General features: G+C 38.5%; 17 protein-coding genes. 9 read left to right on the forward strand and 8 right to left on the reverse strand.

Annotated features, from left to right (window positions below):
* Positions 1–102: 102 nt before the first annotated feature.
* Positions 103–1,851: an aspartate--tRNA ligase gene (gene aspS, locus ACJG85_RS04045; RefSeq protein ID WP_412476987.1), complete on the reverse strand. Its 1,749-nt coding sequence runs from the start codon at positions 1,849–1,851 to the stop codon at positions 103–105.
* Between the two features lie 172 nt (positions 1,852–2,023).
* Between aspS and ACJG85_RS04050 the strand changes: the two genes are divergently transcribed.
* Both ACJG85_RS04050 and ACJG85_RS04055 read left to right on the forward strand, forming a co-directional pair.
* Positions 2,024–3,016: a TlpA family protein disulfide reductase gene (locus ACJG85_RS04050; protein WP_409675852.1), complete on the forward strand. Its 993-nt coding sequence runs from the start codon at positions 2,024–2,026 to the stop codon at positions 3,014–3,016.
* A 166-nt stretch (positions 3,017–3,182) separates the two neighbouring features.
* On the forward strand, positions 3,183–3,527 hold the full coding sequence (locus ACJG85_RS04055; RefSeq protein ID WP_409675855.1) for a toxin-antitoxin system YwqK family antitoxin: 345 nt from the start codon (positions 3,183–3,185) through the stop codon (positions 3,525–3,527).
* 51 nt (positions 3,528–3,578) lie between these two features.
* Here the strand turns inward: ACJG85_RS04055 and ACJG85_RS04060 are convergent, their stop codons facing one another.
* The 5 genes from ACJG85_RS04060 to ACJG85_RS04080 form a co-directional block, all read right to left on the reverse strand.
* The gene (locus tag ACJG85_RS04060; protein WP_412476988.1) at positions 3,579–4,136 is read right to left on the reverse strand and encodes a hypothetical protein; all 558 of its coding nucleotides are present in this window, start codon (positions 4,134–4,136) and stop codon (positions 3,579–3,581) included.
* Positions 4,137–4,210: 74 nt separating this feature from the next.
* Positions 4,211–7,681 (reverse strand): efflux RND transporter permease subunit, encoded by a 3,471-nt coding sequence (locus ACJG85_RS04065; RefSeq protein ID WP_409675861.1) that lies wholly within the window; start codon positions 7,679–7,681, stop codon positions 4,211–4,213.
* A gap of 87 nt (positions 7,682–7,768) precedes the next feature.
* A complete protein-coding gene (locus ACJG85_RS04070) occupies positions 7,769–8,908 on the reverse strand; it encodes an efflux RND transporter periplasmic adaptor subunit (RefSeq protein ID WP_409675864.1) in 1,140 nt (379 codons plus the stop codon).
* Positions 8,909–8,919: 11 nt separating this feature from the next.
* The gene (locus ACJG85_RS04075) at positions 8,920–10,260 is read right to left on the reverse strand and encodes a TolC family protein (RefSeq protein WP_412464939.1); all 1,341 of its coding nucleotides are present in this window, start codon (positions 10,258–10,260) and stop codon (positions 8,920–8,922) included.
* A 10-nt stretch (positions 10,261–10,270) separates the two neighbouring features.
* The gene (locus tag ACJG85_RS04080) at positions 10,271–10,864 is read right to left on the reverse strand and encodes a TetR/AcrR family transcriptional regulator (protein ID WP_409675870.1); all 594 of its coding nucleotides are present in this window, start codon (positions 10,862–10,864) and stop codon (positions 10,271–10,273) included.
* A gap of 181 nt (positions 10,865–11,045) precedes the next feature.
* On the opposite strand from ACJG85_RS04080, the gene ACJG85_RS04085 reads away from it, so the two are divergent.
* The gene (locus ACJG85_RS04085; RefSeq protein ID WP_412464940.1) at positions 11,046–12,020 is read left to right on the forward strand and encodes a polyprenyl synthetase family protein; all 975 of its coding nucleotides are present in this window, start codon (positions 11,046–11,048) and stop codon (positions 12,018–12,020) included.
* A gap of 104 nt (positions 12,021–12,124) precedes the next feature.
* Positions 12,125–12,475, forward strand: coding sequence for a hypothetical protein (locus tag ACJG85_RS04090; protein ID WP_412464941.1), 351 nt, complete (start codon positions 12,125–12,127; stop codon positions 12,473–12,475).
* On the opposite strand, the gene ACJG85_RS04095 is transcribed toward ACJG85_RS04090, so the two are convergent.
* Both ACJG85_RS04095 and ACJG85_RS04100 read right to left on the reverse strand, forming a co-directional pair.
* Entirely contained in the window at positions 12,472–12,858 is a 387-nt protein-coding gene (locus tag ACJG85_RS04095) for a hypothetical protein (RefSeq protein WP_412464942.1), read from the reverse strand. The genes ACJG85_RS04090 and ACJG85_RS04095 overlap by 4 nt on opposite strands.
* 3 nt (positions 12,859–12,861) lie before the next feature.
* Positions 12,862–13,410 carry a hypothetical protein gene (locus tag ACJG85_RS04100; protein WP_409675882.1) on the reverse strand — a complete coding sequence of 183 codons (549 nt, stop codon included), beginning with the start codon at positions 13,408–13,410 and terminating at the stop codon, positions 12,862–12,864.
* A gap of 116 nt (positions 13,411–13,526) precedes the next feature.
* On the opposite strand from ACJG85_RS04100, the gene ACJG85_RS04105 reads away from it, so the two are divergent.
* The 5 genes from ACJG85_RS04105 to ACJG85_RS04125 all read left to right on the forward strand — a co-directional run bounded on the left by ACJG85_RS04105 (position 13,527) and on the right by ACJG85_RS04125 (position 22,251).
* The gene (locus tag ACJG85_RS04105) at positions 13,527–16,298 is read left to right on the forward strand and encodes a 2-oxoglutarate dehydrogenase E1 component (RefSeq protein WP_412476989.1); all 2,772 of its coding nucleotides are present in this window, start codon (positions 13,527–13,529) and stop codon (positions 16,296–16,298) included.
* 148 nt (positions 16,299–16,446) lie between these two features.
* Complete coding sequence (odhB, locus tag ACJG85_RS04110) at positions 16,447–17,679, forward strand: 2-oxoglutarate dehydrogenase complex dihydrolipoyllysine-residue succinyltransferase (protein ID WP_412476990.1); 1,233 nt, start codon at positions 16,447–16,449, stop codon at positions 17,677–17,679.
* Positions 17,680–17,883: 204 nt separating this feature from the next.
* Complete coding sequence (locus tag ACJG85_RS04115) at positions 17,884–19,596, forward strand: helix-turn-helix domain-containing protein (RefSeq protein WP_412464944.1); 1,713 nt, start codon at positions 17,884–17,886, stop codon at positions 19,594–19,596.
* A 151-nt stretch (positions 19,597–19,747) separates the two neighbouring features.
* Positions 19,748–21,115 (forward strand): T9SS type A sorting domain-containing protein, encoded by a 1,368-nt coding sequence (locus ACJG85_RS04120; RefSeq protein WP_412476991.1) that lies wholly within the window; start codon positions 19,748–19,750, stop codon positions 21,113–21,115.
* Between the two features lie 35 nt (positions 21,116–21,150).
* A complete protein-coding gene (locus ACJG85_RS04125) occupies positions 21,151–22,251 on the forward strand; it encodes a hypothetical protein (RefSeq protein ID WP_409675897.1) in 1,101 nt (366 codons plus the stop codon).
* Positions 22,252–22,269 lie beyond the last annotated feature (18 nt).

Genomic DNA, 22,269 nt, shown 5'->3' on the forward strand with positions numbered 1-22,269 from the left:
ATGAAATATTTGAAATATTCTAAAAATGGAAACAAAAAAAGCAATCATTTGTGAATTTTTAAATGATTGCTTTCTAGTAAAATGAGAATATGATATTTATCTCTACAGCTTCAATTTGATGTGTAATTCTTCTAATTGCGCTTCGTCAATAGTAGATGGTGCGTCAATCATCACGTCGCGTCCGGAATTGTTCTTAGGGAAAGCAATAAAGTCGCGGATGGTTTCTTGTCCACCCAAAATAGCTACCAATCGATCTAAACCAAAAGCCAAACCACCATGAGGCGGCGCGCCAAATTGGAAAGCATTCATCAGGAATCCGAATTGGGCTTCGGCTTGCTCCGGTGTAAAGCCTAACAAGCTGAACATACGACTTTGTAAATCTTTATCATGGATACGAATAGAACCACCACCAATTTCATTTCCGTTCAATACCATATCGTAAGCGTTGGCACGTACTTTCCCCGGTTCGGTTTCTATGAGTTTCATATCTTCCGGTTTTGGAGACGTAAACGGGTGGTGCATGGCGTGGTAACGGCCACTTTCTTCATCCCATTCCAACAAAGGAAAATCCACTACCCATAGAGGAGCAAATTCGTCCGGTTTACGCAAACCTAAACGGGTGGCTACTTCCATACGCAAGGCTGAAAGTTGGGTTCTGGTTTTATGTGCGTTTCCGGATAAGATTAAAATTAAATCGCCGGCTTTGGCGTTGGTGGCTTCGGCCCATTTTTTCAAATCGTCTTGATCGTAAAATTTATCTACCGAAGATTTGAACGTACCGTCTGCTTCACATTTCACATACACCATTCCTGAGGCACCAATTTGCGGACGTTTTACCCAATCAATCAATGCGTCAATTTCTTTACGGGTATAAGAAGCACAGCCGGGAGCGGCAATTCCGACTACCAATTCGGCCGAGTTGAATAGGGCAAAATCTTTGTGTTGGGCTACGGCGTTTAACTCCCCGAATTTCATCTCAAAACGAATATCCGGCTTGTCGTTGCCATAGGTTTTCATGGCGTAATCGTAGGTCATTCGAGGGAATTGGGCTACGTCAATACCTTTTAATTCTTTTAATAAATGACGGGTTAAGCCTTCAAAAACGTTTAAAATATCTTCTTGCTCAACAAAAGCCATTTCACAATCGATTTGGGTGAATTCCGGCTGTCTGTCGGCTCTCAAATCTTCGTCGCGGAAACATTTTACAATTTGGAAATATTTGTCCATGCCGCCCACCATCAACAATTGTTTGAATGTTTGAGGTGATTGCGGTAAGGCGTAAAATTGGCCTTCGTTCATTCGGCTTGGTACTACGAAATCGCGTGCGCCTTCCGGAGTTGATTTGATGAGGTATGGTGTTTCTACTTCGCAAAAATCTAAGTCGGATAAATACTTACGCACTTCCATAGCGACTTTATGACGGAATAAGAGTGAATTTTTTACCGGATTTCTTCGGATGTCCAAATAGCGGTATTTCATACGGATGTCTTCACCACCGTCAGTTTCGTCTTCTATAGTAAAAGGCGGTAATAAAGCCTCGTTTAAGATGTTCAATTCTGATACCAATATCTCAATATCACCGGTAGCCATATTCGGGTTTTTAGACTCGCGTTCGATGACAGTTCCTTTTACCTGAATGACAAATTCTCTGCCCAAAGATTTGGCCTTTTCGAAAACGGCTTTATCTGTTCTTTGCTCATCAAAAATGAGTTGGGTAATACCATAACGGTCGCGCAAATCTACCCAGATCATAAAACCTTTATCACGAGATTTTTGCACCCAACCGGCAAGCGTTACTTCTTGATTAATTTGAGAGAGATTGAGCTCTCCACAGTTGTGACTTCTATACATTAGAATCGCTTTTTTTAAATCCTACAATCAGACCCTTTGGTCATGGGTGCAAAAGTAAAAAACTAAAATCAATTAAGTAGTGTAAAATTCTGTTGAAATTTTTGGTCTCGAATGGAATTGGAGATTTTAAAAAAGTTATATTTGATTCTTCTAAAACTAAAAAGTATTACATATGAAAAATTGGATTTCCGCAGCCTTGTTGTTTTTTGTTTCGATTACCGTTTTTGCACAGGAAACTATGTCGCTTCAAGTTGATATTGCCAACCGAAAAGGCGATGTGGTTTATTTGAGAGAAGGACGAAAAAATGTTTTGGAAATTAAGATTGATGACAAAGGTTTGTTCAAATCAACTTTTGCCATTAAAGAAGGGATGTATACGTTTTTTGACGGAAACGAATACGCGCAATTGTTTTTAAAACCGGGTTATGATTTAAAAATGTCTTTGGATGCTACTAAATTTGACGAAACCTTAAAGTTTTACGGTACCGGTTCCAAAGAGAATAATTTCTTGGCAGAGCAAACGTTGATAGATCAAAAAATCGATTTTGACGGAATGTTAGCCCTTGATGAAGCCAATTTCAAAAAAGCCATTGAAGAAAAAAGAAGTGCTGATGTAAGTCGTTTAGAAAAAGCGGCTTTAGAGGCTAATTTTGCCAACTTGTTCAAGAGTAGTTTAGAAGCCAACTTGTCAGGTTTGCAACAATACCACACGCAAGTAATGGCCAATAAAAAACTGAATAATACTGCAGCTCCTAATTTTGTGTATGAAAATCACAAAGGCGGAACGACGTCTTTGGAAAGTTTAAAAGGTAAATACGTGTATATTGACGTTTGGGCAACTTGGTGCGGTCCTTGCAGAGCCGAAATACCTTTCTTAAAAGAATTAGAAAAAGGCTATCACGGCAAAAATATTGAGTTTGTAAGTATTTCTGTGGATGTTGACAAAGACCATGAAAAATGGAAAACCTTTGTAACCGAAAAAGCTTTGGGCGGTACTCAATTGTTTGCTGATAAGAACTGGAATTCCGATTTCATCAAAGCTTTCGGTATTGAGTCGATTCCAAGGTTTATATTAATTGATCCTAAAGGAGTAGTGATTGATGCTGATGCGGCGCGTCCGTCAAATCCTAAGTTGAAAGTACAATTGGACAGCTTGGTGAAGTAATTCATTCATTTTCTTAAAGATAGAAAGCCTCGTTTTTATGGGGCTTTTTTTATTGCCCAATGTTAAATTTTAATCCAATGTTATCAAATTGTTAAGCGAAAGTTTGTTTAATGTAAAATAATATCTATATTTGTTTCTATAATGTAAACAATTAAAACCTACGATTATGAAAAAGATATTGATTTTGGGAGCGTTTTTACTGGTAGGAGTTGGTTTTGCCCAAACCACTAAGCCGGTTTTAGAACAAGAAGGAAATTTGGTTAAGGCTACTTATTATTACGATAATGGTAAAGTACAACAACAAGGATATTTTAAAGATGGTAAGTTAACCGGTCAGTGGATTGCATTCGACGAGCAAGGCAATAAAAAATCTATTGGTGAATATGTAAACGGCACCAAATCCGGAAAATGGTTTTTCTGGAACGACAATACTTTAAGTGAAGTGGATTATTCAGACAGCCGTGTGGCTGCTGTTAAGTCGTGGACGCAACAAGCTATAGTAAACAAATAAATTGCTTTTACGGCAATCAATAAAAAAAGGACTTCAATTGAAGTCCTTTTTTTATTGTCCTTTGTATAATTTATCGTGTCGGATTAATTCCTTGAAAGAATTGATGGATTGGTCCATAGTTGACAAATAGTGATCACCATTCTTTTGTTCGGTCCATAACATGATTTGGTAATAATCTTTTTTGCCTTGTACTAAAGCATAGCGATAAAAAATATCATAGCCTTCTACATTTCCGGTGATGGAAAATATTTTAGCTTTTCTGCCATTGATTTCAGTGTTTTTTTCATTAAAGATTTTGATGTTCTTGATGGCATTTTTCAAATTCAGTTGGATGGCTTTATAATACCCTTCTAAATCGGGTGTCATATCTACTTGGTATTGTGTAACAGCAGTGTCAAAAGTTTCTTTGGGTTCATCCATAACAATTACATAAAATTCTTTTAAAGCATTTTGGTATTGCAAAGAAGCTTCATCATTCAAATTGTCTGCTTTTTCAAAACTATCCGGAATGTCCAGCGAGTATTTGTCGGAAATGGTTATGGTTTTAAATTCTTCCTTCACATCGCAGGAGAATGCTACTAATACGAGCAATAAAAGTGTTTTTTTCATCGGATAAAATTTTCGCAATATAAAAAAAGGAACTCAAAATCGAGTTCCTTTTTCCTTTTTTAAAAAATCTGAAATTATGCTTCCAAAGCTTTACGTGCCAATCTGCGGTCGCGCAACCAATATTTGGTACGTTTTACTAAGAAGAACATTACCGGCACCATCACTAAGGTTAGGATAGTGGCATAAGTCAATCCGAAGATGATGGTCCAAGCCAATGGTCCCCAGAAAATTACGTTGTCACCACCCATATACAAGTGCGGGTTCAAATCGGTTACCAATCCGAAGAAGTCGAAGTTCAATCCAATGGCTAACGGAATCAAACCTAATACTGCAGTTAAGGCGGTTAACAATACCGGACGCAAACGTGATTTTCCACTTTCGATAATCACTTCTTTAATTTCGTCTAAGTTCAAATCGTCATGCGATTCTACTTCTTTTTCGCGTACTTTTTGGTCTAAGAGCAACACGAAGAAGTCCATTAACACAATACCGTTCTTCACTACAATTCCCGCCAGTGAGATGATTCCCATCATGGTCATTAGGATTACGAAATCCATATTGGCAATTACGTAACCATAGAATACACCACTGAAACTCAGCAATACAGTGAATAAAATCACGATGGTTTTAGAAACTGAGTTGAACTGTAACACAATGATAATGGTGATTCCGGCCATGGCCAAGAACAATGCATACATCAAGAAACTTTGGTTTTTGCCTTGCTCTTCCTGAACACCCGAGAACGAGTAGGTGATACCTTTAGGCAAATTATACCCTTTCAATTCGGTAGCGATTTGCTTGGTAATTTCGTCTCCGTTATAACCGGTCAATACGTTGGAATAAATCGTCATGATGCGTTTGTATCCTTTGCGTTTGATTTGGTTATATGTATAAGTTTTCTCTGTTTTAGAAACCGCCGAAATCGGCACTTGCATCATTTGACCGTTGTTTTGATTTCTAAAGGTCAATGATTGGTTGAACAAGACATTTTCGTTTTTACGTTGGTCTTCCTGCATTCTAACCACTATGTTGTAATCGTCATCACCTTCTTTGTAAGTCGAAATCTCTTGTCCGTATACCGAACGACGCAAATTGAATCCTAATTGTCCTGTAGAAACTCCGGTACTTCCGGCGTTAACACGGTCGACTATCACTTCTAATTCCGGACTTTGTTTGTTTACATCCACACTCAATTTCTCGATACCCGGAATGTTTTTGCTGTTGATGAAAGCCATCATTTTATCGGCTTCTACTAACATTTGGTCATAGTTAGAACCCGTTAATTGGATACTGATCGGATAACCTGCCGGCGGACCATTGGCATCTTTTTCAACGGTTACGATAGCTCCGGCTATACCTTTTACTTTGCTTCGAATTTCTTCTAAAACATCAGAGGTATTTACGCCACGACGGAATTTAAACTCCGAGAAGTTCACCGTTACTTTTCCTTTGAAAGGAGTTTCAGAGGCCGAACCCGCATCTACATTCGGATTTCCCGCACCAACCCCAACTTGTGAAACGATACTTTCAGCTAAGAAATTTTCATTAGGATTTTTTTCATCTACATATTTGCTCAAAATACTGATAACCTGTTTTTCTACAAATAAGGTAGCCTTGTTGGTTTTTTCAATATCGGTTCCTTGCGGATATTCAATATATACGATAGCTTGATTCGGAATATTATCCGGGAAGAACAATACCTTTCTCGGGAAAATACCCAACAAGATAAACGATAAGAATAACATTGCAATGATACCACCAAGGGCATACCAAGCGTTTCTTCCGGTTAGTATTTTGGCTAAGAAAGCTTTGTATTTTTCTTCCATTCTTGGGAAGAAATCGTGTTGGAAATCTTGTGTCCATTGGTATAATTTCCATTTGTACAACCACATCAATCCCAAAGCAATTAAAGCCAAATGTCCGATACCTCTGCCTAGTTTTGAATCGTAAACATTACCGATTATCACAAAAATAACGCCTATGATTCCGAAGATAATAGAGTATGTTTTAGCCGAACGATTGGTTACATTTCTATCTTCAATATCCATCGAACCTCCGGTCATGGCAGCGTTTACAATCATCGCTACAAATAATGACGCACCCAACGTAACCGAAAGGGTTAACGGGAAGTAAATCATGAATTTACCCATAGTACCCGGCCACAATGCGAAAGGTAAAAACGCCATTAAGGTTGTAGCGGTCGAAGAAATTACCGGCCAGGCGATTTCCCCAATACCGATTTTCGAGGCTTGTACACGCGGCATGCCTTTTTTCATATTGGCAAAAACGTTGTCTACCACCACAATACCGTCGTCAACCAACATTCCTAATCCCATAACCAAACCAAACAATACCATAGTGTTTAAGGTCATGCCAAAGGCTGATAAAATGGTGAAAGCCATCAACATGGATAACGGAATGGCAGCACCAACAAACAATGAGTTGCGCAATCCCATGGTAAACATCAATACAATCATTACCAATACAATTCCGAAGATAATGTGGTTGGAAAGCTCGTCAACTTGGTGTTCTACGCGCGATGATTGGTCGTTGGTCAAGTCGATTTTCAAATCTTTCGGCAAGTAATTTTCTTGTGCTAATTTGATTCTTTCTTTCACTTGCTCAATAGCCGAAATCATGTTTTGTCCGGAACGTTTTTTTACGTTCAACATCACTACTTCTTTCCCTTTTTCACGGGCGAAAGTGGTTTTTTCTTTTTCTTTAAAACTTACTTTGGCAATGTCTTTTAAGTACACCGAACCGCCGTATGATTTTACGATTACATTTTCCAGTTCTTTAGGATCTTTAATTTCCCCCACGATTCGGATATTGTTACGCGACCCTTGAGAAATTAAGTTTCCGCCCGAAAGTGTCATGTTTTCATATTTCACCGCATTTTGGATGTCGTCGAAAGAGACTTGGGCAGCGGTCATTTTGAAGATGTCAACTGCAATTTCCACTTCTTTGTCGTCAACCCCTAAGATGTCCACTTTTTTCACTTCGGCAATTTCTTCAATATCGTCTTGAAGCAATTCACCGTATTTTTTAAGTTGTTGCGTGGTGTAGTTTCCTTTTAAGTTGATGTTCAAAATCGGCACTTCTTCCGAAATGTTCAACTCAAAAACACTTGGTTCTACTTTACTGCCGTTGTCTAAGTTCGGCCAATCGGTATCGGCTTTTACAATATCAACCTTGTCTTTGATTTTGGTTTTGGCTTCTTCAATGCCCACTTTATCACCAAATTCCACTATAATCATTCCGTAATCTTGGAAAGAGCTGGCGGTAATTTTTTCAATTCCACTGATGTTTTTGAATTCTTTTTCCAGTGGTTTGATGATCAGTTTTTCTACGTCTTCAGCCGAGTTTCCGGGGAAAACAGAAGAAACGTATACCTTATTTTCGATGATTTCAGGGAAATCTTCACGGGGCATGGTTACATAGGCAATCAAACCGGTAACCACAATAAGTAAAGTGAAAATGTATACTGTTACTCTATTGTCTATCGCCCAACTTGATATTCCGAATTCTTTATTTTGATGTGACATATAGTTTAGTTATAAGTTATGAGTTATAAGTTATAAGTTAAAGATTGAGAACAACCCAGAACTTAAAACTTAGAACCTGTAACGATTTTAGAAATTAAGTTTCATTCCGTCCGAGATGTTGTTGATACCATCCGTAACAATGATGGTGTTAGGTGCAAGACCGCTTAGGATTTCGGTTACATTATCCGAAGATTTTCCGGTAGTAACGATTACTTTTTTAGCCGTTCCGGTTTTGCCGTTGCTGTTTTCTACAGTGTAAATGAATTTGGCTCCGTCTCCGTCCTCTTGGATGATACCGGTTGGCACTACAGTAGCTTCTTTGTTTACATAATCGATGATTTTTAACTTAGCTACCTGATTTGGTCTAAGCAAGTTTTCCGGATTTGGTACGCTTACTTCAATTCCGAAGCTACGGTTGTTAGGGTTGATGAAATTCCCAACCTGACGTACTTTTCCTTTATAGGTTTTTCCCAACGAGGACAAGAATACATCTACTTCGGTTCCGATTTTTAATTTTCCGATATACGTTTCAGGTACTGTGGTGGAAACATACATATTACTCAAGTTAACAATACGCATTAATCCTTGTTGGCTAGGTGCTACCACTTCGCCTTTTTCCACAAAAACTTCATCGATGGTTCCGGTAAATGGCGCGCGGATAACCGTTTTGGCCAATTGGGCTTTGATTTGAGCTACTGCTTTTTGGGCAGAAACCATTTGTGTTTGGGCTTGTAAGTACTGAATCTCGGAACCAATTTTTTTATCCCAAAGATTTTTTTGTCTTTCAAAAGTAGTTTTGGCTAAGGCGTATTGGTTTTCGGCGCTGGCCAATTGCTGACTCATACCGGCATCGTCTACGCGACCTAAGATTTGTCCTTTGGCTACTTTTTGTCCGGCTTTAACCGTTAATGAGGTCAAAGTACCGCTGTATTCCGGTTGGATTAAAATATTCTCTTTAGTATTTACACTTCCTTGGATGTCCAAATAATGTGTAAACACAGTGTCTTTTACCGTTTTTACGGCTACTAAGGCTTCTTCTTTTTTCACGTCTAAAGAAGCCAAAGCTTCTTCAATTTTAGCAATTTCTCCCTGTAAAGCTGTTTTTTTGGCTTGTAAAGCCGTTACGTTTTTCGCTGCAATCAGTTCGTCTACGTTTTGGGCGTTTTCTTTGTTCCCGCAAGCGTAAAGGATTACGGCCAAAAGGGAAAGTATAAGTGTCTTCTTCATGTTTGTATGGATTAGTTTTTATTGATGATTTTTTCTAAAGTTGCTTTTTTGTTGATGATGTTCACCATCGATTGTAAGTAATTTTGTTGTGCGGTGTACAACTGTCTTTGGGCTTCACTGAAATCGAAACTGGAAGATAATCCTTCGGCAAATTTGATTTGTTGTTTCTTCTCGATGCGTTCCGCCAAGTTCAAATTACTTTTCGAAGTGGCATATTCTTCAATACTGAACTCAAATTCGCTTTTGGCTTTTTCGTATTGTAATTTCAGTTGTTGTTCGGTAGCAGTAAGTTGAGTTTTGGCTTGTTCCAAGGCAATTTTGGCTTGTTGCGTCCTGGCGCTTCGGCCAAAGCTGCTGAAAATCGGCACATTTAAACTGATCCCTAGATTAGAGTAGTTCAACCATCTTTGGTCTTTTTGGAAAAACTTAAACTGGTCGTTAAAGGCATTGTATCCAAAATTTAAATTAGCGGCCAACGACGGCAAGGCTTTGCTTCTCTCCAATTTTAACTCTAAAGTTTTTTGTTCTTGGAAGTTAGACGCCATCAAGTAATCGATGTTGTTGGTTACTGCAAATTCACTCTGACTGAAAGCCAAGTCCAAATTAGAACCTGAAAGACTGTCTAACTTGTCAGTTAGTGTAAGTTCAGCGTTGATGTCGATGCCTAAGGTAAACTTCAACATTTTATTAGCTACGTCCAATAATCTTTTGGTATTGTTCAGGTTACTGTTGATGGTGGCCAAAGTAATTTGAAGTTGCTCTACGTTTTCTTCTTCAATTAAACCGTTTTTGTAGGTTTGCTCAGTATCAAACAACGTTTTGGTTAAGGTAGCCTTGTTCTTCTCCAAAATACTGATACTTTCTTGGGCTAACAATACGTTACCATAAGCATTGATGACCAATTCTCGAATTTCTGAGTTGGTTTTTACTTTGGCATTTTCGTAGTACTTCAAATAGGTTTTTGAAGCCTGGAGCGCTACTATGTAGGAACCGTCAAAAATAAGTTGGCTTAAAGTTGAACGCGCCGTCATGTTGTGTTTGGTGCCGAAAGCTACCGTTGCAAATTCACCCGGATTTCCTCCGAAGAACTCGGCCGGAACCACAGATTTTTGCAATTCAAAGTTATTTTGGTAGTCAACGCCGGCATTAATTTGAGGTAAACCGCTGGCTGTAGTTTCCCATTTTTTTTGTTTGGCTGCTTCAATGTCTCTATTGGCATTGATAGCCGAATAGTTGTGTTGAATAGCATGGTCAATGGCCTGTTGCAGGCTAAAAGAATAGCTTTCCTTTTTTTCTTGGGCAAGTAAGCTATTCACGAGCAAGAGCAAAGTAATTATGATGTTCTGTTTCATGGATTGATGATTATGTAAATAATTGTAAATGTTTTTCGAGTTCAATAATGCCTTCCGGAGTGGCAATGGCTCTGGTATGATATTCCAAAGCTTTAAGTTCTAATTCATAAGCGTCTTTTTCCAACATGGTGTTTTCGTTGATGGAAAAAATAAGCGTGTAATAAAATTTTACGGCTGCTTCTACATCGGTTTCTTTTCGGTACAAACCTTCGGCTATTCCTTTTTCGATGTTTTGGCGAAACATGTGACTGCAATCTTCAATTTCATTAGCCATCATTTTTTCGTAAATCTCAGGATAATGCTTTTTGAGTTGATAAGCCGGCGACTGATCAAAGGATTGAAACATTTGTTTGAACATTTCTCGCATTTGAAAATTTTCAGCTATGGCATTGTGGTTTTGAGCCATTACTTCATCCATCATGGCATGGATTTTTTGGTGAACCACTTCTGTACCTTCTTCAATTAGTTTTTCTTTGTTGCTGAAATATTTGTAAATTGTTTTTTTAGAAATGCACATTTCACAGGCTATATCATCCATCGTTACACTCTTGAAACCTAATTTCAAGAACATGTCCGTTGCTTTTTTGATGATTTTATCTTTCATGAGAATGTTAAAAATTATGGCGCAAATGTAAAACGGAAACTTTTAACACTAAAATAGTTTCCAAAGTATTAACGTAAATTTAACATTGCATCAAAATCAGCTTTTTTGTAAAGCAGTAATAATACCCTAAATTAGCCCACTCAGAGATCAACTTCTGAAGCCAACAAATAAATACCAGTACATGCGAGCCATCTCACAATATCAAGACATTATCCAAGCACACTTTAAGGCTTTAAACCTAACTAAAGAGCCTAATAATTTATACGAACCAATCCGTTACATCTTGTCACTCGGCGGCAAAAGGCTGCGTCCGGTATTAACGTTAATGGCTACAGAAGTTTTTGATGTTGATTGCGAAAAGGCTATCCCGGCGGCTACGGCAGTTGAAGTGTTTCATAATTTTTCGTTGATACACGATGATATAATGGATGATGCACCCTTGCGAAGAGGTAACGAAACGGTACACGAAAAGTGGGATTTGAACACCGGTATCCTTTCCGGCGATGCGATGCTGATTTTGGCCTATCAATTTTTTGAAAATTACGAACCAAAAGTCTTCAGAGATTTGGCTAAGTTGTTCAGCAAAACGGCTTTGGAGGTCTGTGAAGGCCAGCAATACGATGTTGACTTCGAAACACGTGATGATGTAACCATTCCGGAATACCTTAAAATGATTGAGTATAAAACCGCTGTTTTGGTTGGTGCTGCGATGAAAATGGGTGCGATAGTAGCCGAGACTTCAACCGAAAATGCGGATGCTATATACGATTTCGGATTAAATCTGGGCATTGCCTTTCAATTGCAAGACGATTATTTAGACGCTTTTGGTGATCCGGAAACTTTTGGAAAACAAGTGGGTGGCGATATCATCGAAAACAAAAAAACATATTTGTACCTGAAAGCCTTAGAGTTTTCCAAAGCCGAAGAGAAAGAGCAATTGTTACATTTGTTTTCCATTCATCCAACTGATAATACGGATAAAATTCAGTCGGTAAAACAAATTTTTACCCAAACCGGAGCCGATGCCGCTACACAACAAGCCATACAAGATTTTACTTTAAAAGCCTTCCAAACGCTCGATAAAATGAACATCAGCGAAGATAAGAAAATCATTTTAAAAGCTTTCGGAAACAAGTTGATGAGTAGAAAGGTGTAGATTGAAGAATGTAGATTGCTGATTGAAGATTTAAGAATTGCTATCTTTGTTAATCGAGAATCCATCTGCCATCTTAAATCGTTAATCTTAAATCTTCCTTCAATTTGTTTGTAGCGCCAATTAATACTGACCAATTACTCTCCGAGGCCGAGAAAGAAAACTTGTACTCAAAACTCATAGAGCAACTCAACAAGGATTTCAATTTTGCCAATGAAGCCGTTGATTTTCCGCAAAGCACTACACCTGATGAATTGAAGGTGCAATTGCATGAAAAAATCTATCGTTTGATTCAGTACAAATACACCGAATTACTCAATTTACTTTACATTATCGATGTTCCGGAAGAAAACATCAAACAGCTTCAAGGCATGGATACAGCTGAATTGTCCCAGCAAATCGCCTATTTAATTTTGCGAAGAGAATGGATGAAGGTTTGGTTTAGAAATCGCTATTAAAACTTTTCAAAAAGCAGGTTTATCAAGCCATTAACAAGGCCGCTTCCAAGGTCGCAGGCTCCATTTGGGTTGAATGAATCTATTTTTGTTCCCTCAAAATTATAAATCGGAAACGACTTAGTATTGCTCAAATAATACTCTTCACCTACATTAACATAATGGTCATTCATTTGTGTCATCGGATTGTAAAAAGTAAGCCAATACTTGTTGGTGTAATTTTTACGGTCTGAAAGATTCAAACCAAAAGAAATGCCCTTTAGATTGGGTGAAGAAGAACTGGTCGTAAAATTATGGTTGGATTTTCCTAATACCAACGAAACCGGTTGCTGAGAAAATCCTATAAAATTTAGCAGTAAAAACGAGAAGCAAAATAGTTTTTTCATCTCCTAAAAATAAATTCTAACAAAAGGCATCAACGCATCGCCATACAAATCTTTGTCTTTGTCAAAAAGTAAATTAAAACGGGCGCCGATAGTCACATTATCTGCTCTATAGCCACCGCCAACATACAAACCGGTGTTCCAAAAACTACGTTTAACGTTGTCGTACAAATCGGTGTAAGTAGTGTTAACATGCACTTGCTCCAATTCCAGCGAAAGCTGAATTTCCTCTATCGGATTAAACAAACCGATAAGTGTGCCGCCAACTACATTAGAATCGTAAAAATTCTTTTGCTTTAAGCGGCTGTATTGTAACCCGGATCCCAATGCAAAGTGTTCGTTGAAGTTATAAATGGCACTTGGTGCCACGGTTATATCCGTAAAATCATTACCGATGGCCAAGCCAAATCCACCGCCAAATTGTACATGATTCCAAAAACTGTCCGTTGTAGCTTTGGGTAAAGTCTGTTCTTGCGAAAATCCGCTAATCGGAACCATCAGGAACAGTAGAAAGGGTAGTAATTTTCGGCCTGTTTTAACTGTATTCTTTAGCATAGCAATGTGTATATTTATTTAGCGTTATAAATATACTAAAATGATTGAAAGATTATTACAAATGTCATACTTTTGCAACTGATTTTCTAATACTAAGAATATTTACAGCTAAAATCATGGATAGGTTTTCCTTTTTAAACGCAGCACACACCGAATTTTTTGCCGATTTATACGAACAATACCTTCAAAATCCCGATAGCGTAGAGCCAAGTTGGAGAGCCTTTTTTCAAGGGTTCGATTTTGGTATGACTACCTACAACGAAGAACAAGCCGGAGCTGCAGCTTTGGGTGCCGAAAACGGCCATCAGGACTACAGCGGAGTTTCTGAAAAACTGCAAAAAGAATTCAATGTGCTAAGGCTGATTGACGGTTACAGAACCCGCGGACATTTGTTTACCCAAACCAATCCGGTGAGAGATAGAAGAGTGTATGAGCCGAATTTAGACATTGAAAATTTCGGTTTAACAGCAGCCGACATGGATACGGTGTTTGATGCCGCCAAAGTTTTAGGAAAACAACCTTCCACTTTAAAACAAATATTATCGCACTTAAAAAGCATGTACTGCCAACATATCGGTATCGAATACATGCACATGGAAAACCCGATTTATGTAAATTGGGTCCAAGAGCGAATCAATAAAAATGACAACCAACCTGATTTTGATGCCAACCAAAAGAAACACATTTTAAGCAAATTGAATGAAGCGGTTTCTTTTGAAAACTTTTTGCACACCAAATACGTTGGGCAAAAGCGTTTCTCTCTGGAAGGTGGTGAAAGTATCATACCGGCATTAGACGCTTTGATTGAAGCCGCAGCCGAAAAAGGGGTTGAGCATTTCGTTATGGGTATGGCGCACCGAGGGCGTTTGAATACGTTGGCGAACATTTTCGGAAAAGCAACCCAAGACATTTTCTCCGAATTTGACGGCAAAGATTACGATAAAGAATACTTTGACGGCGACGTAAAATACCACTTAGGATTAACCTCAGAAAGAAAAACCCAATCGGGCAAAAAAATCAATATCAACTTAGCGCCTAATCCATCGCATTTGGAAACCGTTGGTGCCGTAATTGAAGGAATTACCCGAGCCAAACAAGACAAATATTTCCCGAACGATTTCTCTAAAGTATTGCCTATCGCTGTTCACGGTGATGCCGCTGTAGCCGGACAAGGAATCGTTTACGAAATTGTTCAAATGGCGCAATTAGACGGCTATAAAACCGGTGGAACCATTCACATTGTCATCAACAATCAAGTTGGATTTACCACTAACTACTTAGACGCGCGTTCGTCTACGTATTGTACCGATATCGCCAAAGTAACTTTATCGCCTGTATTGCATGTGAATGCCGATGATGCTGAAGCTGTAGTGCACGCCATGTTGTTCGCCCTAGATTTCCGTATGCAGTTCGGAAGAGACGTATTCATCGATTTGTTAGGCTACAGAAAATATGGTCACAATGAAGGTGATGAACCTCGTTTTACCCAGCCGTTATTGTACAAATTAATCGCTCGTCACAAAAATCCGAGAGATATTTACGCTGAAAAATTAATCACAGCCGGTATCGTTGATGCTGCGTTTGTGACCAAAATAGAAAATGAATACAAAGCCAAGCTGGATGAAAATCTACAAGCTTCCCGCAAAAAAGATCTGACCATCATCAAGCCTTTTATGCAGGATGAATGGAAAGGTTTTGTTCAGGTTTCCGATGATGAAATGTTGAAGAAAGTCGACACTACTTTTGATAAAAAGAAATTAGATGTCATCTTAGAAACCATTTCCACGTTGCCGGCCGACAAAAAATTCATCAGTAAGATTACTAAAATCGTTACAGATAGAAAAGCCATGTATGACAACGACGCTATCGATTGGGGAACTGCCGAAGCCTTAGCTTACGGTTCGTTACTCACCGAAGGTTACGATATTCGTTTGTCAGGACAAGACGTAGAGCGAGGAACTTTCTCGCACCGTCACGCTGTAGTGAAGGTAGAAGACAGCGAGGAAGAGGTAATTTTATTAAACGCTTTAAAAGATAAAAAAGGAAAGTTCAACGTGTTCAACTCTTTCCTTTCTGAATATGGTGTTTTAGGATTTGACTACGGTTACGCTTTAGCCAATCCGAATGCCTTAACCATTTGGGAAGCACAGTTTGGAGATTTCTCTAATGGTGCCCAAATCATGATCGACCAATACATTTCCTGTGGCGAAGACAAATGGAACAACCAAAACGGTATCGTATTGTTGTTGCCTCACGGATATGAAGGACAAGGTGCCGAACACTCCTCAGCGCGTATGGAGCGTTATTTACAATTGTGTGCCAGACACAATATGTATGTAGCCGATTGTACTACGCCGGCCAACTTCTTCCACCTGTTGCGTCGCCAAATGAAGACCAAATTCCGCAAACCTTTGGTAGTATTCTCGCCTAAGAGTTTGTTGCGTCACCCATTATGCGTTTCCACTCGTGAAGCATTGTACAACGGTCAATTCCAAGAAGTGATTGATGACGCGTCCATCGACAAGAAAAAAGTAAAAACCGTAGTATTCTGTACCGGAAAATTCTATTATGATATTTTAGCCGAAAGAGAAAACTTAGGCAGAAATGACGTAGCTTTGGTACGCATCGAGCAGTTGTTCCCGTTACCGACAGCACAGTTAAAAGAAGTGATTGCGAGTTACCCTAATGCAGACGATTTCGTTTGGGCACAAGAAGAACCGAAAAACATGGGAGCTTACAGCTATATGTTGATGAATTTCGACTTGGTGCCATGGCGATTGGCTTCGTTAAAAGCTTACGCTGCACCGGCAGCCGGAAGTCACACGCGCGACAGAAGACGTCATGCCGATGCGATTAGAATGGTATTTGACAAGAATTTATTTAGATAATTTGGAGCTTAATCCCGCTTTCCATTACAATCTCTTCGAGGATTTTCATTGCAATCGGGGCTAGTGACGCACACATTAAACGAAAAGAGTGTTTTAAAAAGAACAACTTTGAACACTTAAACTTAATAAACTTTTAAACTAAAAGAGCATGATTTTAGAAATGAAAGTCCCTTCACCGGGAGAATCGATTAAAGAAGTAGAAATTGCCACTTGGTTAGTACAAGACGGTGATTATGTAGAAAAAGACCAAGCCATCGCTGAGGTAGATTCTGATAAAGCTACCCTAGAATTACCGGCAGAAGCCAGTGGTATCATTACCCTGAAAGCTTCAGAAGGTGACGCAGTAGCCGTAGGCGCAGTGGTTTGTTTAATCGATACCGGTGCCGCTAAACCAAGCGGAAATGCTCCGGTTGCAGAAGCCAAACCGGCAGCAGTAGAAGCTCCAAAAGCAGAAGAGAAAAAAGCTGAAGCACCAAAGGCAGCTCCGGCTCCGGCCACTACTTATGCGGCTCAAACACCTTCCCCGGCAGCTCGTAAAATATTAGAAGAAAAAAACATCCAACCGTCCGATATAGTAGGAACCGGAAAAGGCGGACGCATTACCAAAGAAGATGCGGTAAACGCTGTGCCATCAATGGGAACGCCAACCGGGGGTAATCGTGGTACCGAAAGAACCAAATTGTCGATGTTGCGTCGTAAAGTAGCCGAAAGATTAGTGTCGGCTAAAAACGAAACCGCGATGTTAACTACGTTCAACGAGGTGGATATGACCAACATCTACGCATTGCGTGATCAATACAAAGAAGAGTTCAAAGCCAAGCACGGTTTAGGATTAGGCTTTATGTCGTTCTTTACCAAAGCGGTTACTCGTGCATTACAATTATATCCGGATGTGAACTCAATGATCGACGGACAAGAGAAAATCTCTTATGATTTCTGTGATATTTCAGTTGCCGTTTCCGGACCGAAAGGCTTGATGGTACCGGTTATGAGGAATGCCGAAACCTTATCATTCAGAGGTGTAGAAGCCGAAATCAAGCGCTTAGCCTTAAGAGCTCGTGACGGACAAATAACCGTTGACGAAATGACCGGCGGAACCTTTACCATTTCTAATGGTGGTGTTTTCGGAAGTATGTTGAGTACGCCAATCATCAACCCGCCACAATCGGGAATTTTAGGCATGCACAACGTAGTGGAAAGACCTATCGTTAGAAACGGACAAATCGTAATCGCTCCGGTGATGTACGTTGCTTTATCGTATGACCACAGAATCATCGACGGACGTGAGTCGGTTGGATTCTTAGTAGCGGTAAAAGAAGCGTTAGAAAATCCGGTAGAAATTTTGATGAATAACAACCCTAAGAAAGCTTTAGAGCTTTAGGGTTTCTACCTGCCTCGGATGAGGCGCCTATATATATCTAAATCCCGTCTTGTTGTAAACGAGACGGGATTTTTTTATTCATATGCTTAGAAATTCTAAACAATAGCGGTGAAAATAAAAATGATTATTGCTTGTAATTGATAAAAACAATAGTTTATTATTTATTTTAGCGGTTTAAAGTGTGTAGCATTTTTCAGTTTCCCCATGTATAAAATTATCTGTCATTGTCTCCTACTACTGTCTTTTTCCTCGGTGTTGGCTCAGGAATTAAATGAATTTCAAATTAAAAGAACCCGAAGTATACAAGAACTGCTTATCTCTAATCCTGATAAAGCTTATACTGAAGCTATCGAAATTAGTAAGGATAAGGACGAACTGTTTAGTTTCTACGGTAAATATTATGTAGCCAATTACTTTTACAATAAATCAGAGTTTGCACATTCCCGAAAACTGCTCATCTCACTTATTGAAGATATAGAAAAAAGCGACATTCCTGAGTCGAGCAAAGTGCACCAAGATTTAGTAGGCATGTGTGTCAACAAACTTTTTTACCTCCACAAGAATTTAGGAGAGTATGACTCGGCCCTGTTTTATCTGGATAAATATAAAAAGCGTTTACCGAACAATCGCTTTAATGAGCAATACGGCTTGATAAAAGTAGCCATGGGCGATTATGTTAATGGAATCGCATTGTTGAAGAGAGAATTAAAAACATCGCCACACCTCAAGTTAGGCGTAGGCGAAAAAAAAGCAATGAATAAAAAATTATTTGCGGATAAATACAACTTCATTGGGGAAGCATATCAACAGTACTACATACAGTCGAAGAATCCTATTTTTTTGGATTCCGCAAATCACCACTTTACAATAGCAGCCAAAATGTTACTGCAAGAAAACTTTTATCCTGAATACACCAAAGCATTGTTGTTCATGCGTGAGGCCAAAAGTGCTGCCTTGGCGGGCAATTACGCCAAATCCTTGTCTTTGTACAGGAAAGGAAAAAGCTATAAGGTTATTAATGAGAATATAAGAACGGTACAGTTGTTTGATTTAGGAATGGCTGATTGTTTTCACCATTTAAAAAAAACAGATTCAGCCTTTTATTACTGTAATAAATTCATCAAAAGTTATCAAATCACTAAAGTGTCTAAAGAAAATCTATTGATGGCCTACAACATTATGACACAATGTTACAGTGCCAACAATGACAATAAAAATGCTTATCTGTATGCCCAAAAGAGTTTGGCGTTAATTCAATCCATTGAAGGAATTAAGAATAAATCTTTGAATTTTCTACACAACTATGACTTGAATATTATCAAAGAAGAATCCAACAAAATTATCGCTTCAAAGAACTATTTTAAGATTTTCCTTTTTAGTATTTTGATTGTTTTGGTTGTGGTTGTTTTCAGCTTTTATAGTTATTACAAAAAGCAAAAAGAAAAGCACCATCGATTTTTACAAATCATTCAAGACTTAAAGGAATCTAAGGTTACGGAGATTCATACAACAGCTATCCATCCTTCAGCAACTGGGGTTCAGCCTAAACAAGTTATTGATGGTGAACTCATCGAAAAATTGTCTTCAGGATTGAAGAAGCTGGAGCAGAAAGAAGCCTTTTTAGACCCGAATTTCAAGTTGGCGTTTGTAGCCAAAAAATTAAATACCAATACGGCCTATTTGTCGCAATATTTCAATCAGGTCATGCAAAAGTCTTTTTCGGAATATACCCAAGAGTTGCGCATCCATTATGTGCTTCAGAAGTTAGTTGATACACCCAATTTTCGCAAATATACCTTACAAGCTATAGCCGAAGAAGTGGGTTATAAAGATGCTAACACCTTAGTTCGTGTTTTTAAAAAGCAAACCGGACTTTCTCCTAATTACTACATTGAAGAATTAGAAAAATCAAATTAAGTACTTAAAAATCAACGAATTAAATCTGAACTTTTTAGCTGATTATTTATAAATAGTCCGATAAACAAATTGCTCTAACAGTTCTTATCACATAGTTTTGGCGGGAATTCGATAAAAGTCAAATTCAAAATTACTGCCCAAAACATTTGATATGAAAAGAATCATTACTATTTTATTATTGTTTATATCGTTACAATTATCTGCCCAATGCTGGCAAAGTATTAGTGCCGGAGAGTATCACTCTTTAGCCATAAAAAATGACGGAACACTTTGGGCTTGGGGTAGAAATGTATTGTACCAATTAGGCGATGGCACTGATGTAACTAAGAACATTCCAACACAAATAGGAACAGCAAATAATTGGGTTAAAGTACATGCAGGTTATTCTTCTTCATACGGCATAAAAGCTGATGGAACGCTTTGGGTTTGGGGTAGTAATGCTGCTGAAAAATTAGGTACCGGAAATGCAAATTATGTTATAGCTACTCCTACTCAATTAGGCTCTGATACCAATTGGCTAAGCGTGAGTGATGGATGGAATCATACCATAGCTTTAAAAACAAATGGGACTCTATGGGCTTGGGGTAAAAATGAATTCGGACAATTGGGAGATAACACAACAGTTAATAAAACTACCCCAACTCAAATCGGCACTGCTACAAATTGGCAAACTATAGCAACAGGAATAAATCATTCCCTTGCCATTAAGTCTGACGGAACTTTATGGTTTTGGGGCTCGAGGTTTAATATATATGGAACTTCAACTCAAAACAATATTCCCATTCAAATTGGAACAGATACCAATTGGTTAAAATTGGCCGGAGGTCAACACCATTGTGCTGCTATAAAGACCGACGGAACACTTTGGACTTGGGGTGAAAATTCAACCGGACAACTTGGCGATGGAACAACTATTTATAGAACAACTCCTATTCAGGTTGGAACTGCAACGGATTGGTTAGATGTGTCAGCCGGTACTCGTTATACAATTGCTACCAAAAATAATCTTTCCTTATGGAGTTGGGGTTATAATTATTCTGGGCAGTTAGGTCTTGGAACATCCGGGAATACTTCTGATGTATATATCCCAACGCAAGTGGGCACTTCTCTGGATTCTAACAAAATTTCGGCAGGAGGTTATCACGCCTTGGTAAAAAACAGTGATGGCTTTATTCGAGGAACAGGAAGCAATGTCGTAGGTCAGATAGGCGATGGTACTTTTGTTCAAAAAAACACTTTTACTTACATTTCTTGTTATCCTTCAGCACTTTCTAATGAAGATTTTGCCTTAAACGGATTAAAAGTATTTCCAAATCCTGTAAACAATAAATTAAACTTTTTGCTTGAAAAGGAAATTACAACTGTTTCTATTTACAATTTATTAGGACAAGAAATTTTATCAAAATCTCTAAGCAACAACGAAACTTCGATAGACGTTTCCAATTTGTCTGCCGGAACTTATTTGGTAAGAGTAACTTCAGATAACGAAATAAAAACATTCAAAATTATAAAGGAATAATCCACAGTACTAATCTATTTTTATAAAAATTAAAGATGAAAAAAATTATTTTGCTGGCTTGTATCGCTTTTACAGTGAATAGTCAGGCACAGTTGTTAAACAAATTAAACAAAGCAAAAAACCAAGCTTCTCAAGCTTCAGAAGTGGTGGAAAAAGCTAGTGAAGCCACCAAAGGCGGAAAAAAGAAAAAAGGCGGCGGCGGTTTCCCGACAGGTTTAAAATTAGACTGGACGCAGTTCAAGCAAACACCGGCTGTAACTATGAGCTCACTTCTTTACGGAACGACGGCAGGTACAATTAACAGTTATACAGCGACTTTCATTCCTAACAAAACGGTTGATGGAAAAACAGTTCATCATTTTGAGAATCAGTCAGAGTATTTGAGAATCAAGGTGTTCAAAGACAACCAATACATGAATTATTTTGAATATTCCGGGAATCAAGTATTTGATGATGGTAAAAAGACCAAGTTCAATGAGCCGACCAGTCGTTACCAACGTGATGGCGAATGGGTAGGCCATTCGGAATCTTTTATAACAGATTGGGGGCCGGGGAATTACCGATTGGATTTTTATGCCGGTGACAAAATGTTTTATTCCTTTGACTTTGAATTGGTAAAATTAACCAATAATGATGCTTATGCGGCGATGAATGAAATGTATGTGGTTCGTGGCCCTTGGAATAACTTTGCCTATTTAAATCATGCCGATAGCGGAAATCTTCTTTTTGGATTTTACCTTACGCATGAAGAATTTATGCCAAATCCATCCAATAGCAGAAAAACTAATAAAAGTGTAAAATGGTCGGTAAATATGTTCAAAGACAACAAATTGTACGCACAACATTACGGTAACGGACCAAACACTGCTCAAGTAGAACAGGCCAAATGGAACGATAATCAATGTGCGTTCAAATTAGTAAACAAACCGGGTGAAATTAAATTTGCCGATTTAACGGATGGTAGTTACAGAATCGAATTGACTGTTGAAGGAGAAGCCAAACCAAGAATTTACAAATTCACGGTTAAAGACAAAAAAATAGTATTGATTCCTGAACAAGACCGATCTAAAAATACTGATCCAACCCGATTAATAGAAGGATGGAACGATTATTTCTGGTTGAAATTGGAAAAATAATTTCAACCTTAAAAACCA

Origin of the sequence: Flavobacterium mekongense (genome assembly GCF_047038255.1) — a bacterium.
Lineage (GTDB): Bacteria > Bacteroidota > Bacteroidia > Flavobacteriales > Flavobacteriaceae > Flavobacterium > Flavobacterium mekongense.

What these genes read in the sequence shown, in the direction of transcription:
- odhB (WP_412476990.1), top strand. Translation starts at nt 16,447, where the DNA reads ATGATTTTAGAAATGAAAGTCCCTTCACCGGGAGAATCGATTAAAGAA.
- ACJG85_RS04125 (WP_409675897.1), top strand. Translation starts at nt 21,151, where the DNA reads ATGAAAAAAATTATTTTGCTGGCTTGTATCGCTTTTACAGTGAATAGT.
- ACJG85_RS04115 (WP_412464944.1), top strand. Translation starts at nt 17,884, where the DNA reads ATGTATAAAATTATCTGTCATTGTCTCCTACTACTGTCTTTTTCCTCG.
- ACJG85_RS04080 (WP_409675870.1), bottom strand. Translation starts at nt 10,864, where the DNA reads ATGAAAGATAAAATCATCAAAAAAGCAACGGACATGTTCTTGAAATTA.
- aspS (WP_412476987.1), bottom strand. Translation starts at nt 1,851, where the DNA reads ATGTATAGAAGTCACAACTGTGGAGAGCTCAATCTCTCTCAAATTAAT.
- ACJG85_RS04085 (WP_412464940.1), top strand. Translation starts at nt 11,046, where the DNA reads ATGCGAGCCATCTCACAATATCAAGACATTATCCAAGCACACTTTAAG.
- ACJG85_RS04120 (WP_412476991.1), top strand. Translation starts at nt 19,748, where the DNA reads ATGAAAAGAATCATTACTATTTTATTATTGTTTATATCGTTACAATTA.
- ACJG85_RS04060 (WP_412476988.1), bottom strand. Translation starts at nt 4,136, where the DNA reads ATGAAAAAAACACTTTTATTGCTCGTATTAGTAGCATTCTCCTGCGAT.
- ACJG85_RS04105 (WP_412476989.1), top strand. Translation starts at nt 13,527, where the DNA reads ATGGATAGGTTTTCCTTTTTAAACGCAGCACACACCGAATTTTTTGCC.
- ACJG85_RS04055 (WP_409675855.1), top strand. Translation starts at nt 3,183, where the DNA reads ATGAAAAAGATATTGATTTTGGGAGCGTTTTTACTGGTAGGAGTTGGT.
- ACJG85_RS04070 (WP_409675864.1), bottom strand. Translation starts at nt 8,908, where the DNA reads ATGAAGAAGACACTTATACTTTCCCTTTTGGCCGTAATCCTTTACGCT.
- ACJG85_RS04075 (WP_412464939.1), bottom strand. Translation starts at nt 10,260, where the DNA reads ATGAAACAGAACATCATAATTACTTTGCTCTTGCTCGTGAATAGCTTA.
- ACJG85_RS04050 (WP_409675852.1), top strand. Translation starts at nt 2,024, where the DNA reads ATGAAAAATTGGATTTCCGCAGCCTTGTTGTTTTTTGTTTCGATTACC.
- ACJG85_RS04095 (WP_412464942.1), bottom strand. Translation starts at nt 12,858, where the DNA reads ATGAAAAAACTATTTTGCTTCTCGTTTTTACTGCTAAATTTTATAGGA.
- ACJG85_RS04065 (WP_409675861.1), bottom strand. Translation starts at nt 7,681, where the DNA reads ATGTCACATCAAAATAAAGAATTCGGAATATCAAGTTGGGCGATAGAC.
- ACJG85_RS04100 (WP_409675882.1), bottom strand. Translation starts at nt 13,410, where the DNA reads ATGCTAAAGAATACAGTTAAAACAGGCCGAAAATTACTACCCTTTCTA.